General features: G+C 39.9%; 19 protein-coding genes. 12 read left to right on the plus strand and 7 right to left on the minus strand.

What is annotated here, in order from left to right:
* From L652_RS0110610 to L652_RS0110620, 3 genes are all read left to right on the plus strand, one after another.
* Nucleotides 1-1,259, plus strand: a 1,259-nt coding sequence (locus L652_RS0110610; protein ID WP_024603446.1) for an exonuclease domain-containing protein, incomplete at its 5' end; no start/stop codon positions are given.
* A gap of 131 nt (nucleotides 1,260-1,390) precedes the next feature.
* Nucleotides 1,391-2,272, plus strand: a complete 882-nt coding sequence (locus L652_RS0110615; RefSeq protein ID WP_024603447.1) for a hypothetical protein — start codon at nucleotides 1,391-1,393, stop codon at nucleotides 2,270-2,272.
* A gap of 62 nt (nucleotides 2,273-2,334) precedes the next feature.
* Entirely contained in the window at nucleotides 2,335-3,288 is a 954-nt protein-coding gene (locus L652_RS0110620) for a hypothetical protein (RefSeq protein WP_024603448.1), read from the plus strand.
* On the opposite strand, the gene L652_RS1000000125710 is transcribed toward L652_RS0110620, so the two are convergent.
* Nucleotides 3,272-3,586, minus strand: coding sequence for a S8 family serine peptidase (locus tag L652_RS1000000125710; RefSeq protein WP_343223418.1), 315 nt, complete (start codon nucleotides 3,584-3,586; stop codon nucleotides 3,272-3,274). The genes L652_RS0110620 and L652_RS1000000125710 overlap by 17 nt on opposite strands.
* Nucleotides 3,583-4,611 carry a S8 family serine peptidase gene (locus L652_RS1000000125715; protein WP_343223419.1) on the minus strand — a complete coding sequence of 343 codons (1,029 nt, stop codon included), beginning with the start codon at nucleotides 4,609-4,611 and terminating at the stop codon, nucleotides 3,583-3,585. Before L652_RS1000000125715 ends, L652_RS1000000125710 begins: the two co-directional genes overlap by 4 nt.
* A 140-nt stretch (nucleotides 4,612-4,751) precedes the next feature.
* Here L652_RS1000000125715 and L652_RS0110630 point away from each other — a divergent pair, with 140 nt between their 5' ends.
* Genes L652_RS0110630 through L652_RS0110640 form a run of 3 tightly spaced genes read left to right on the plus strand, consistent with a single transcriptional unit; the run spans nucleotide 4,752 to nucleotide 6,518 of the window.
* On the plus strand, nucleotides 4,752-5,243 hold the full coding sequence (locus L652_RS0110630; protein WP_024596777.1) for an RNA polymerase sigma factor: 492 nt from the start codon (nucleotides 4,752-4,754) through the stop codon (nucleotides 5,241-5,243).
* Entirely contained in the window at nucleotides 5,240-5,980 is a 741-nt protein-coding gene (locus L652_RS0110635; protein WP_024596776.1) for a hypothetical protein, read from the plus strand. The genes L652_RS0110630 and L652_RS0110635 overlap by 4 nt, the downstream gene beginning before the upstream one ends.
* A 25-nt stretch (nucleotides 5,981-6,005) precedes the next feature.
* Nucleotides 6,006-6,518, plus strand: coding sequence for a hypothetical protein (locus L652_RS0110640; RefSeq protein ID WP_002958265.1), 513 nt, complete (start codon nucleotides 6,006-6,008; stop codon nucleotides 6,516-6,518).
* Nucleotides 6,519-6,550: 32 nt separating this feature from the next.
* Here the strand turns inward: L652_RS0110640 and L652_RS0110645 are convergent, their stop codons facing one another.
* A complete protein-coding gene (locus L652_RS0110645) occupies nucleotides 6,551-7,435 on the minus strand; it encodes a DMT family transporter (RefSeq protein WP_024596775.1) in 885 nt (294 codons plus the stop codon).
* A 102-nt stretch (nucleotides 7,436-7,537) separates the two neighbouring features.
* Between L652_RS0110645 and L652_RS0110650 the strand changes: the two genes are divergently transcribed.
* On the plus strand, nucleotides 7,538-8,026 hold the full coding sequence (locus tag L652_RS0110650; protein WP_024596774.1) for a sel1 repeat family protein: 489 nt from the start codon (nucleotides 7,538-7,540) through the stop codon (nucleotides 8,024-8,026).
* A 176-nt stretch (nucleotides 8,027-8,202) separates the two neighbouring features.
* Here the strand turns inward: L652_RS0110650 and L652_RS0110655 are convergent, their stop codons facing one another.
* Entirely contained in the window at nucleotides 8,203-9,090 is an 888-nt protein-coding gene (locus L652_RS0110655; RefSeq protein WP_024596773.1) for a LysR family transcriptional regulator, read from the minus strand.
* Between the two features lie 101 nt (nucleotides 9,091-9,191).
* On the opposite strand from L652_RS0110655, the gene L652_RS0110660 reads away from it, so the two are divergent.
* From L652_RS0110660 to L652_RS0110680, 5 genes are all read left to right on the plus strand, one after another.
* Nucleotides 9,192-10,184: a zinc-binding dehydrogenase gene (locus L652_RS0110660; protein ID WP_024596772.1), complete on the plus strand. Its 993-nt coding sequence runs from the start codon at nucleotides 9,192-9,194 to the stop codon at nucleotides 10,182-10,184.
* 61 nt (nucleotides 10,185-10,245) lie between these two features.
* Nucleotides 10,246-10,536 (plus strand): antibiotic biosynthesis monooxygenase, encoded by a 291-nt coding sequence (locus tag L652_RS0110665; protein ID WP_024596771.1) that lies wholly within the window; start codon nucleotides 10,246-10,248, stop codon nucleotides 10,534-10,536.
* Between the two features lie 12 nt (nucleotides 10,537-10,548).
* Nucleotides 10,549-10,968: a VOC family protein gene (locus L652_RS0110670; RefSeq protein WP_024596770.1), complete on the plus strand. Its 420-nt coding sequence runs from the start codon at nucleotides 10,549-10,551 to the stop codon at nucleotides 10,966-10,968.
* Between the two features lie 56 nt (nucleotides 10,969-11,024).
* Nucleotides 11,025-11,789 (plus strand): type 1 glutamine amidotransferase domain-containing protein, encoded by a 765-nt coding sequence (locus L652_RS0110675; protein WP_024596769.1) that lies wholly within the window; start codon nucleotides 11,025-11,027, stop codon nucleotides 11,787-11,789.
* Between the two features lie 45 nt (nucleotides 11,790-11,834).
* Nucleotides 11,835-12,428, plus strand: coding sequence for an NAD(P)H-dependent oxidoreductase (locus L652_RS0110680; protein ID WP_024596768.1), 594 nt, complete (start codon nucleotides 11,835-11,837; stop codon nucleotides 12,426-12,428).
* A gap of 270 nt (nucleotides 12,429-12,698) precedes the next feature.
* Here L652_RS0110680 and L652_RS1000000124535 read toward each other — a convergent pair whose 3' ends face one another.
* The 3 genes from L652_RS1000000124535 to L652_RS0110695 all read right to left on the minus strand — a co-directional run.
* Complete coding sequence (locus tag L652_RS1000000124535; RefSeq protein ID WP_076914928.1) at nucleotides 12,699-12,851, minus strand: DUF2496 domain-containing protein; 153 nt, start codon at nucleotides 12,849-12,851, stop codon at nucleotides 12,699-12,701.
* Nucleotides 12,835-13,116 (minus strand): late competence development ComFB family protein, encoded by a 282-nt coding sequence (locus L652_RS0110690; RefSeq protein WP_002958257.1) that lies wholly within the window; start codon nucleotides 13,114-13,116, stop codon nucleotides 12,835-12,837. Before L652_RS0110690 ends, L652_RS1000000124535 begins: the two co-directional genes overlap by 17 nt.
* A 51-nt stretch (nucleotides 13,117-13,167) precedes the next feature.
* A partial coding sequence (locus tag L652_RS0110695) for a histone deacetylase (protein WP_024603449.1) occupies nucleotides 13,168-13,683 on the minus strand: 516 nt, incomplete at its 5' end.

Here is a 13,683-nt window from a genome sequence, read left to right on the forward strand (position 1 = left end):
TAAAAGCACGGTTAGAAGCCATTATCGAAAACCCACTTACTGATGATTTACTTTATTTTGCTGACGATTTTTTAATGCGTAAGTTTAATAAAAAAACACGTTCGCGTTTAAGTGCCATGCTTGCCGACACTCAGTGCGTGCTAGAAATAGATGAATTGTACCGAGGTGAAGTAGAGCAGGGCGTAAACGATTATTATACTCGCGAAGGTATGGCTGTATTTAATACCGAAAACACGCTTTGGCAAAGTTTGTTTGGTTTAGTATTTTGGCACGAGTTATTTGTGGAGTCGCCTTATCCGCCATGCAATGAGTTTGATATTTATCCGCAAGTATTAAGGCTTGGTAATTTTTATGAAGCGCAGCAAACACAGATAAACGAGCGCTTAGCTCAGTGCCAAACGTCGCAAGCATTACTTAATTTAGTATGCAAAAATGCAGCGCAATACTTTGATCAGCCCAATGGCTTATTTAGATGGCGCAGCAATTTATTAGAGCCACTAGAGGCGCTTATTTTAAACAGCCCACTTGAGGCACTAATTGCGCACTTAGCAGCCATGAGTAAACATTATTTACAGCTAAAAGACGGTTACCCCGATTTAATGGTCATTAATAATGGCCAAGTACACTTTGAAGAGGTAAAAGCCCCAGGCGATAAGCTTAGGCGCAACCAATTAACCACCATAGATAATTTAAAAAATGTGGGCTTTACGGTACATATTGCCGCAGTTAAGTGGTTTGTAGACCCAAACCGTGTTTACAGCGTAGTTGATATAGAAACCACGGGCGGCTTAAAAGGCGGCAACCGAATTACCGAAATTGGCATTGTTAAAGTGCAGCACGGTAAAGTCATTGATACTTGGACAAGCTTAGTTAACCCCGAGCGCCATATACCTGGTTTTATTACGTCATTAACCGGTATTAGCGACAGTATGGTTTACAACGCGCCTGTATTTGCCAATATAGTTAAGCCGCTATTAGATATACTCGCAGGCAGTATTTTTGTAGCCCATAACGTTAATTTTGACTACGGCTTTATTAAAAAAGAGTGCGAGATGGCAGGGCACTTTTTTAAAATGCCAAAAATGTGCACCGTGGTTGAATCGCGCAAAGCGTTTAAAGGCTTAAAGTCGTATTCGCTTGGTAACCTTAGCGCGCATTTTAACTTAAATTTAACCAGCCATCACCGCGCATTGGCCGATGCAACCGCCACTGCCGAGCTGTTATTACTGATACAAAATAGTGAAACGCAAACGCAGTAGCGTATTGTTTTTTAACTATATGAAATTTAAATAAAAAGTAGTTTTATTGTAATTTTTTAATTTATTTTGGAATAAAGTGTTTTTGTAAATCGTCTTCTTTATGTCAATCCGACAAACTAGAGGACAAAACAATGATTAAATTAAATAAAATTGTAAGCGTAATGATGTTAAGCGGTGTGTGTACTTTTACAGGTGCAGTGCAGGCCGCTGATATTGAAATATCCCAGTCAACGTCGGCGCAGCAACAAACATCTACATCTATTGCGCTTTCACAAAACGGTTTAACAGCCAGTGGTAGCAATGACACAAACGCATCTAGCAATACACAAGTAACGGCTGATGACTCGCAAGCTACAGATTCAACGGCAAATAATACACAAACTTCAGCGCAAGAAAGCAGCGAGGCCGCAGAGCCTGCAAATTCATTAGTTGCATCTGCCAGCTCATCTTTAAATAACTCATTGAATGCATCGGCATCGTCTTTTAATGCCACAGGCAATACCACAGTCAATACAGCACTTGATGCAACCGCGCAGTTAACCTCATCGGCGGGTAATTTAACGACTGCAGTGAGCCAATCGTCATTACTTTCTGTTAGCTCTGATCAAGGCGCTCAGCCTGATACTACTGATACACCAACAGATGCCTCTTTACTTTCAAATGTGGGCAGCGCTACCGATTCAGTAATACAAGCTGATGCAGCGAGAGCGCTTAATGCGGGTGAGCTTACAAACCAATTAGCAATTACTAATACGGCTGCAAACTCAGTAAGTTCTGCACTGCAGGTAGGTGATGCAATTAATACCAGTAATGAAGTTGTAAGTAGTGTTCAGCAATCTTTAATTGCCAGTGTGCAAGATAGTACGGTTAGCAGTTTACAAAGCACGGTACAACAAAGTGTTAGCGGGCAGGTGAGTGCAGCGGTTACTGATCAAATTAGTAACGATGTAGCACTTAGCACCGCAAGTGAAGTAGTAACCAACATTACTAACGACTTAGATCTAGGCCTTTAATACGCCGCGTGTTTGCACAAATGCCGAATAGGGAAACCTATTCGGCCTGTTGGAGAATAAATATGAAAGCAGTTATAACCGCCACATTGTGTGTTTTTAGTGCCCAAGCGGTGCTTGCACAAACCAACCACGTTAAAACACCTGAGCAAAATAAACCCTTTAAAAGTAGCTTTGAGCTAAATGCAGATGCTGAAGTTGGGGTATTAAGCAATTCAGCGCTCTCTGTTCAGGAGCTTGACGATATTTCGTCACAAAGCGACAGTGGCATAAAAACCGCAGCCGGTGTTAATGCAAAATGGCAATTAACCAAAGGCGCCAAATTAACCTCAAGCTATCGGTTTGAACAACAAGACTACGATGAGTTTGATCAATACGATTTAGAGCTTCATCAATATGGTTTAGATGGCAGCTATACCTTTAGTAATCACGAGGTAGGGGTTCGTTACGATGGTGCAAAAGCAAATGTAGATGGCGATACATTTTTACATTTTAATCAAGCCAGCGCCTACTATGGCCATTTTTTAAACCCGTATACGTATTTACGTATGAGCATAAAAACCAAAACTAAACGTTTTGCTAATGCAAAAGCACGTAATGCCGATGGTGTAGGTGCCGATGTAGCGCTTTATCATTTTATAAATAATGGCCAAACCATGCTAATGACAGCGCTAAGTGCCGATAAAGAAAACGCCGACGACGACCAATACGACTTTAACGGCTACGGCTTTACGACTAAAGTTACGCACAAATTTACGGCCTTTAATGTGGCTAACAAAGTAGGGGCTGGCTGGCGTTATCAAAATAAAGATTACGATGAGCAAACAACGGATGATTTTTTTGAGCAAATACCGTCGCGAGATGAGCACCGAAATGTAGTTAATGCGTTTTATAACCTAGCTGTGTTTGAGCACGTAACACTAATAGCCGAGGCTGAATATGGCGATTATCAATCAAAACTTAGTAGCAATACCTATACTCAGTCGGTTTTATCGGCGTCAGTTAAAGTGCACTTTTAGGTGGGTAAATGGCGCCATAACCAAAGGTGGTGTCTCTGCCTTGCTCGCCTAAATCGACGACCAGCGATGTAAGCTCGTTAAGTGCTTTGGTTTTATTATTCCCATGCTTTAACAATAAACAACTTAATGCCGCGCTTACATGCGGCGCCGCCATTGACGTACCCGACTCCCTCCCAAATTTTCCATTGCCTTGGCTTGTAACAACATTTACACCAAGGGCTGCAAAGTCTATGTAATCGCCTTTATTTGACCATCTATAAATGTGGTTTTTTGAATCAATAGCACTTACCGCTATCACGCTTTTATACGCGCCTGGGTATAACGGCTGCGNCCTTGGTTACCCGCAGCAGCTACAATTAATACGTTTTGTTTTATTGCTGCAGTAATACTTGCTTCTAAAATTGCGTTATTTGGCCCTGTTAGGCTCATATTTATTACGGGGATTTTATTACTAACTAGCCAGTTAAGTGCCTCTACTATGGCAAATAATGTAGCCCCTTGTGCATATTCAGATTGCCTATAAAACACCTCGGCACTGTAAAGCTTGGCACTGCTTAAAAGCGGGCTGAGCATTGCTCCTTTACCTGTAATTAACCCCGCTATGGCGGTGCCGTGTAAATTTGGCGAGCTTAACCCTTTAGGTAAAAAGCTTTGCGTGGTGATATTTGCGCCTTTAAAAGCGTTGTGTTTGGTATTAATTGCGCTGTCGATCATGCCAATTTTTACGCTTTGTGTGCAGTAAGGAGCAACAGGCTTATTTGGTGTTACTTTTGCGGTAGGCTCGCCTGTTTGCGCTTGGTAAATGTGGTTTCGGTCAAGTATTGCAGACTCATCTAAGTTAAGCACTTTTAATAACTCACTTTTAGAATTAACACCTTGCGGTGCGTTAAAGCGTACTAAGCTCATATTAAGTGCGTTGTAATTTTTTACCGATACAATGGTTACATTTTGCTGCTTTAGGGTATTAAGTTGTTGGCTATTTGCCATTAACAACCATTGGCGCTCTATTGCTCTAAAGCCGTTTTCAAGCTCTACTTCAACAAATGCGGTGTTTTGGCTATTTATATTAATGTTAAGCACATTGGGTAAGCTGCTAATTGGCTCACTTATTTGCGCTTTTAGTTCATCAATCGATATTTGTGGAACAGGCACCGGAAGCGGCAGGCGCTGTGCTCGCTCTATAGTTTGCTCAATACGCTGCTCTATTGGGTTTAGCTGCCCAAGCACCTGATCGACTCTTACTATATTGGCTGAACTCGTTGCGCTAAATATACAAAGCGAAGCGGTTATTATGTGTTTAACGCGTGTGTTTATAATATTCATAGTGGGTTACTTCTATTAAATTTATCATGCTGGTTAGTTAACGTTTAACACATAGAAATATTTCATTATTTAAATTATTTTGATTATTTGGGAATAAATGCTTTTTTGAATCGTCTTCTTTATAAAAGGGGTAAAAATCAATGAACGAAACTATAAAAACCTTATTGCCCATGCTTAGGCGTTTTGCCTATTCGCTAACGGGTAGTAAAGCAGATGCAGACGATGTAGTGCAAATAACAATTGAAAAACTATTAGTAAAAGGTATTCCAGATGACGTTGAGCCTGCTAAATGGGCATTTAAAATTTGCCGTAATGTGTGGATAGATGAATACCGCTCACGCAAGGTAAGGCAAAATACGGCTCAGGCCGATATATTACCAGAGCCAATAACAAGTAATGAGCACCAAACACTCGAAAACAAACAAATGCTTAAAAATGTAAATACAGCACTTGGGCAATTACCCGAAGAACAACGCGCCATAGTATCGCTGGTGGCAGTGCAGGGCATGGCTTATAAAGAGGTAGCACATACGCTAGATATACCTATAGGCAGTGTAATGAGTAAATTATCGCGCGCACGCAGTACACTTTATAATTTAATAAAACCCGACTTTAAAAAGGAGCAAGTATGAACATTAACGACGAAACACTTAGCGCCTTTTTAGACTCAGAACTAAGCGAGCACGAAATGGAGCAAGTGCGTAAAGCCCTTGAAACCGATGATGAGCTAGTAATGCGACTTGCAGAGCTAAGCGAAGTAGACATGTTAGTAAAAGAGCACGCAACAAGTATTGACGACGCACCACTTAGTGACTCATTAGCTAAAACGGTTGCAAAGCTTGATACAGCAACGACAAAAAACACGTTAAACAGTAATGTAGTAACGTTAACGCCTTGGCAAAAGGTTAAGCAATCGGCTAATAAAAGTATAGCAATAGCAGCAAGCGTAGCTGTGGTATTTGGTATTGCAATGACGAGCTATTTACAACCCAGTGAGGCGCAAAACTTAGTAGCCAGCAATACAGCTTCAGCCCTTAATACGCAGCTAAGTAGTGGTGTGTTTGAGCAAAGTGATGGCTCACTATTTAGTGCACAGCTTAGTTTTAAAAATCAGCAAGGTGAGCTTTGTAGGCAGTATGCACTAAGCTCAAATAATACAACGCAAACAAGCATTGCTTGTAAAACGCAAAGCGGTTGGCAAATTAAAGCGCAAACAGCTACGCAGCAAAGTAACAATGGCGCGCAATATCAAACGGCGTCTAATAACAGTGAGTTAGATGCTGTTATAGATAGCATGATCAGCGGCGCACCACTCGATAGAGCGCAAGAGCAGCAAGCAATTAGCGCAAAGTGGCAGTTAAACAAATAATAATGTGTATAAAACGAGGTGAACTATGAAAACATCTATTTTAATTATCAGTATTTTACTTATGGCGGGCTGTGCATCTAAACCTGATTATCGCGCCGCAAATAATGGCTCACAAGGTTACAGCGAGCAAAAAATTAGCGACGATCAATACCGAGTAGAGTTTAAAAGCGTATCAAATAATGTAGCCGATGCCGGTGACTATGCATTATTACGCGCGGCTGAGCTTACCCAAGCACAAGGCTACGATTGGTTTGTTGTAACCAACAAAGAAACCTTTGTTGAGTCTAAATCGCAAGCTCCCGCGTCATCTATTAGTGCATCACAAAGCCAGCAATATGAGCGAAGCTGTGGTTTATTAACCTGCGAAACTCGTGCACGCCCAACAAGCAGCGTAGGCGTACAGGTAAGTAACAATGATAAACGCAAAGAAGTGCACACCTTAATTGATATTAAAATGGGCAAAGGTATAAAGCCAAGCGACAACAGTTTTAGCGCCCAAGACTTAATTGAAAACTTAAGCAAAAAGGCGCAAAAGTAAGCTTTTTTGGTAAAAGCGCTTGATATAAGCACTTAGCTTGTTTTAGCTAAGTGCTTCTTTCGTGGTAAGAAACCAGTAACCAGCATAGTGCCCACAATGACAAATAATGCGCCTAATAATGTATTTGGCCCAACTTGCTCATCTAAAATTAAATGCCCCCAAAAAATGCCAAATAGCGGAATTAAAAAAGTGACTGTTAACGCCGAGGTAGGGCCTATATCTTCGATTAATTTAAAAAATAAAATATAAGCAAGTGCGGTGCACATTACTCCTAATACGAGTACACCTAGCATAACGTTGGTGCTTGGTATTTCTCGTATTGGCATAAATAAGATAAGCGGTAATACCATAAAGCTTGAAGCCCACATTGAGCCATGGGCGTTATCGAATGGGGGCAGTTTAGGCGCGTTTTTAGTGTAATGCGATGCAATGGCATAGCAAAGTGATGCGCTTAATGCTGCTACTATGGCCAAAATTGATTGGCTATTTAACACAAAATGATTTTGCCCAACCAAAATAACTACGCCAATTAAACCCAGTAGTAAACCAATCACCATACTTTTATTGGGCTTTGTTTTTGTCCATAAAATTCCAACAACAACACCCCATATTGGTGTTGTAGAATTTAAAATTGAGAGTGTGGATGCGCTAATAGTTTGGGCTGCGTAAGCAAAAAATAAAAACGGCAGAGCAGAGTTAAACGCGCCTATTATAAAAAAGTGTTTTGTGTGCTCAGTAAACGCCAAGCGGCGCTTTAAGTAAAGCGCCACAATAAAGAGGGTGAGTGCGGCAAAGCCAACTCTAAATTCTATTAACACCGCTGGGCCTAAGCTGGTAGCTGCCATTCGCAAAAATAAAAATGACGCGCCCCAAATTGCAGCCAGAAAAAATAACCGAAGTAGACTTGCTAAGCTCATGATAGTATTTTAATTATACAAATTGGATTACACAATAGCAGGCTTTGCAAAGAGTGTAAGCCAGATTCGGTACTCGCATATAAAAATAATAAAGGACTAGTTATGGCTAAATGTGTATCGGTTGCAGCAATTTTGGCTGTAGGTTTATTAGGTGGGTGTGGGTCGACCCCTGTTAGCCTATACAGCGACAATACAATGAAGAAAAAAGAATACAATGGTATTAAAGCGTATAAAAAGGGGCTATACGAGCAAGCTTTTTATGATTTAAAAGAGCCGGCAGCACTTGGCTATAAAAGTGCACAATATACGTTGGCATTCATGTTTTTAAAAGGCCAATACTTGGAGCAATCTACTAAACTCGGAATGGGCTGGCTAGGTGTTGCAAAAGAAGCGGGGGTTGAGAATTGGTCTGCGCAATACGATGCATTTTACAGTGCAGCGACTACGCAGCAAAAACAACAAATAGACGAAACAGTTGAGTTGTATATAACGCAATTTGGCGTTAAAGCACAAAATATGACCTGTCGGCGTTCAACTCCGCCTAGGCGTACATTTGGTGAAGTTAAATGTAGTAGCTCACATCTAATCTGACAGTAAACGCAAATAGTTTAGACTTTATCTGACAAGCAGCTATGAGCGAATAACGGGCGGCCTCTCTAGCGCATTTTTGTAAAATTATCAGTTACAGTCTCGTTAGCTGGAAAGCCTCTAAATTCTAATAGCAACCGTCTTGCAGTGGTAGAGTTCCAAAAAAGCAAAGTTTATATTTAAAGAGGATTACTTTTTATCCACTTTTTCAAGTGGTCAATGAAGTTCTTAACTATTATCGATTGGTTTTTCCTAGAAGGATATAACAGGTTAATTGAAATTGAGGGGTCGCATTCCCAGTCCTCCAAAATAACCTTTAAGCGCTCTTGAGCAACACTTTCTTTAATGTGCCAATCTGACAAAAGCGCGATACCGTGGTCTAATTCCGCCATACTCAAAACGCTGTCTCCTAAGCTAGAAGAAAAGGCAGGGTTTAACTTAACTGTTTTCCGTTCACCTTCTCTAATGAATGACCAATTAGTTTCATTACCAACGGTTAATAAAGTATGCTCTGTTAAATATTCAGGTGAATGTGGCACTCCTCTCTTTTCTAAATAACTCGGCGTTGCACATAAGACTCTCTTTGTATCGGATAGCTTTTGACCTATTAACGATGAGTCCCGCGAAGGGCCATGCCTAACAGCTAAATCAACACCTTGTTCAGTTAAATTTACCAAGCTGTCAGTAGAAATGATTTCAATATTAACTTGCGGGAAATTTTTTAAAAAGCTGCTAATCACAGGTAATAAATAGCTTTGCGTAAAAGAAGCCGACGCAGTTATTTTTATTTTTCCTTTTAACGTATTAGTTGGGTCAAGGTCATGTTCAATCTCATCACTAATACTTAACAGTCTTTGTGCATGGTTATATAACTTCTCACCTGTAAATGTCGGACTAAGAGTCCGAGTTGTTCTATAAAATAATTTCGCACTCAGTCTGTTTTCGAGCGCTATCAACCTTTTACTTACTGCCGCAGCCGTTAGATTGTGAGCATCAGCAGCCATTCGGATAGATTTGAGTTCAAAAATCGTACTGAATATCTTCAGCTCTTCTATGGAATCAATCACATTATCAACCTTTCGGAATTAATCATTAAACCTTTGGTGTGTTTCTGGTAGTTAATTATGTTGATAATATCACTTTCGTCAATAACAAAGAGGTAAATTTTATGAAAGCAATTGCAATTAATGGTCATGGTGATGTTGATGTTCTACACGAAATCGAAGTTGATGCACCAAAACCAAAACGTGGTCATGTCGTAATTGATGTAAAAGCGACAAGTGTGAATCCTGTAGATACTAAAATCCGTAAAGGCAGTGAAGGTACTGCTGGTATGGTTTACCCTGCAATTCTTCACATGGATGTATCGGGTGTAATCAGTGAAGTTGGTGAAGGTGTAACTAACTTCAAAGTTGGTGATGAAGTGTATGGCTGTGTCGGTGGTATTGTTGGCATTCCAGGTACTCTAGCTGATAAGGTTGAAGCTGACGCTGTATTATTAGCACACAAACCTAAAACGCTTAGCTTTGGTGAAGCGGCTAGCTTGCCTTTAGTAGCAATTACCGCTTGGGAAGCAATTATTGGTCGAGCTGAAATCCAGCCGAGCGATAAAGTTTTAGTTCATGGTGGTACAGGTGGTGTAGGCCACATCGGTCTACAGCTTGCGAAAGCGCTAGGTGCACATGTTACAACGACTGTTGTAGATGAAGAACGCGCAGAAATTGCAAAACAATTGGGTGCAGACGAAACGGTTCTATTCCCTAAAGAAGAACCAAAGGAATATGTTGAAAGATTAACCAATGGTCATGGTTTCGATACTGTATTTGATACAGTGGGTGGGCCAGTTCTGCAAAACTCACTAATCGCTGCAAAACTGAAAGGGCATGTTATTTCTACAATTGGTTATGCTGATTATAACTTAACTGAAATGCACTTTAAGGCTCTTAGGTTAGATCTTGTATTTATGGCGATTTCGATTATTCACAATATCTATAGAGATACTCACGGTGACATTCTACGCCGACTTGCTGGGCTTGTAGATAAAGGCCAAGTTAAACCTTTGATTGATAGTGTTTTCCCTTTCACTTTGGATGGAGTTAAAGCTGCTCACTCTCGTCTAGAGTCAGGATTAGCTACAGGCAAAATCGTCATTGAACGTTAATTCTCTCTTCTTGAACTAAAGGCTGTGTAAGCAGCCTTATACACCAAAATAGAGGTTAAAAATGAACAATGAAGTTATGATTTTTGTGGATATCCTATGTGAAACACAGCATTACAACACCGTTTTAAACGCAATTTATAAGTGCGCAAGTGAAAGTGTGCTTGAAGATGGGGGCGAGCGTTATGATGTTTACCCTGATACGAATGGTTCACAAAAGATCACATTGGTTGAAATGTGGCGTGACATAGATTCTTTAGAACAACATAAGAGTCTGCCGCATTATCTTCAATTACAAGCCTCATTAGAAGATAGAGTGCTATCAGTCGATATTCAAACAGCTCGTGTGTTTTAAGGTTTGTGATAAATGAAGTATCTTCACACAATGCTGCGCATATCAGATATTGAAGCATCACTGAGGTTTTTCTGTGAAGGTTTAGGGTTGAAGATTCTTAAAAGGAAAGACTACTTTAAAGATAAGTTCACTCTAATCTTTTTAGCTGCACCAGGTGATGAAAGCGCTCAAATTGAACTTACGTATAACTGGGATCCTGATTCTCTATATTCTGGACGAAACTTTGAGCACATAGCATACAGGGTTCAAAACATATATGAGACATGCGCTCATTTACAGGCACTAGGTATCGAAATAAATAGACCTCCTAGAGACGGTCACATGGCCTTTGTACGCTCCCCAGATGATATTTCAGTCGAGTTGTTACAAGCAGGTGAGCCGCTACCACAAGCTGAGCCTTGGGCTTCAATGCCAAATATTGGTAGTTGGTAAAGTATTAAATATGTAACCAACGAGTCCGTTGGTTAAATTTGTATGAGAAAGATATTATGAAATTTCTATTATTATTCATGACGCTAGTTTTCGCTGCCCCAAGCTTTGCTGCGGATAAAGTCCTTTTCGTATTGACTAGCCACAATAAGATGGGTTCGTTAGATATGAAAACTGGATTTTGGCTAGGTGAATTAACGCACCCTTATTATGTTCTTGCTGATGCAGGCTTTGAAGTTGATGTTGCTAGCATTGAAGGTGGAATGGCACCAATAGACCCTGAAAGTCTAGATTTTTCAGACGAAGATAATGCTAGGTTTATCAATGATAAAAAACTTATGGCTTCAATTATAAACACCATAGCAATTGAAGATGTAAACAGTGAAAATTATCAAGCGGTAGTTTATGCAGGAGGACACGGAACAATGTGGGACTTCTCGAACAATGAACTTATCAATAAGTTAACCGCTTCAATATATGAAAGAGGCGGTGTTGTAAGTGCTATTTGCCACGGGCCAGCTGCTTTTACAGATGTAAAACTTAGTAACGGACAATACGTCGTTGAAGGAAAAAAATTAGCTGCGTTTACTAACGAAGAAGAGTCAAATATTGGACTAACAGATGTGGTTCCGTTTTCACTACAGGATACTTTAATTTCTAGAGGTGCAAAGCACATTTATGGTGCAGCGTGGGTAGAAAATGTAGTGAATGATAAGCGAGTAATTACTGGTCAAAACCCACAATCTGCTCGAAAAGTTGGTGAAGAAATTCTGTCCGAACTAAAAGATATCAAATCGATTAATTCTAAGAGCTTTATTAATTAGTGGGTTGTAAGTGAAATGCTAATAAAGAATTGGAAGTAGCACCTAGTGAAAAATGTCTTAATATTAAATGGCGGAAAAAGTTTCGCTCACTCTAAAGGTGAACTGAATAGTTCCCTTGCAGCCTTTGCTGAAAACTTCTTTAGACAGAGAAACTGCAATATTAGTAATACGACTATCGATAAAGGCTATGATGTTGATGAAGAAATATCTAAATGGCTATGGGCAGATTTGGTAATATTTCAGATGCCTGCATGGTGGATGGGGCCTCCATGGACTGTGAAAAAGTACATGGACGAGGTTTTCACCGCCGGACACGGGAAGTTGTATGAAAGTGACGGTAGGTCTAGAAGTGATAGTTCAAAGAACTATGGCTCTGGCGGCTTACTTCAAGGTAAAAAATACTTGCTTTCTGTTACGTGGAACGCCCCAATGGAAGCTTTCATTGATAATGAGCAGTTCTTCGAAGGAGTCGGGATAGATGGTGTGTATTTGCCAGTGCACAAAGCAAATCAGTTTTTAGGAATGGAGCCACTAGAAACTTTTATTTGTAGTGATGTCATGAAAAACCCAAAAATTCAAGCTGATATGGAACGGTACAAACTACACTTAGAGGATGCAATTGTAAACCTGATTTGGTAGTTTTAAGTGTTTCAAACAGCTTTACTCAGTGGACTTTTTGTCCCCTTATAACACCATATACATATGTTATATGGTGTTATATGTAGATAGCTTCTGATCTTTCCCAAAATAAACACAGCGACTTTGAGTCAACACATATACAACTGTCAGATTCGATTGAGTTCTATTATTCGAATCTGACAGATCAAGTTAAGATTTATTCAAGAAAATTGATTGCACTAAGCACGAAGGTAGCGTTACCGAGCACGACATACAGATAATAGAATAGAGTTATGACTTTTCTAGCTTCTTTTCAAAGTCGCTTTTAACTATTTCAAGTGCTTTAAGTACTTCTTCTGGAGCAACATCGTGTTGCTCTAGTATCATAATTAAATCTACTGCAAGTTTCATATGTGTAGGGGCTTGATCAAGTGGACTTGTCATTTAACTCTTTCTTTTTTGATATTTGGCTGATGGCAACGTTTATTGCGGTTTGTACACGTTGTTCCATATGTATGCGTTCTGATTGCGGTAAATAAAACGCCATATCTACATCGTAGCGAATATATCGTGGCGGGAGCTGATTTAGTACCGTACAACAAAAGTCAGCCATTACATCTTCATCATATTTTTCATCAAGTTTAAGTTTGATAACTTCCTCGACTACAATCTTTTCGTAATAGTTGTGTATGTCTTCGTGTAATCGCATATTCCCACCGCTTTAAAATAATCAGTTTAATTGAGTCTATACTATGGCTTGCTATAAATCGATAGCGGCTTTAAATAGTTGTTTATGAACATTAATTAGTGAGCTCAAATTACGTTGATAACCTCCGCCTAGGCCGCACATTAGTGGGATTTGGTGTTGCTTACAAAAGTTGAGAGTAAAAAAGTCGCGTTTATATACGCCATCTAGTGATACTTCAAACAAGCCTAACTCGTCTTTTGTGTAAATATCAGCACCTGCATTATACAAAATAATATCGGGGTTATGAATACGCACGCAAAAATCGAGTGCTTGCTCTAATGTAGCAAGGTACTCAGCGTCGGTTGTTTTAGCGGGCAATGCAAAATCGTAGGTGGACTCTTGCTTATTACGAGGAAAATTTTGTTCACAATGAATTGAGCAGGTAATAATTTGGTCATGGTTTTGAGTGATTTGTGCTGTGCCATCGCCTTGGTGTACGTCGCAATCAAAAATTAAAACAGTGTCGGCTTGCTCTGTATTTATTAAATGTGCTGCTGCAATAGCTAGATCGTTAAAAATACAAAAACC

This window comes from Pseudoalteromonas sp. TB25 (assembly GCF_000497995.1).
GTDB lineage: Bacteria > Pseudomonadota > Gammaproteobacteria > Enterobacterales > Alteromonadaceae > Pseudoalteromonas > Pseudoalteromonas distincta.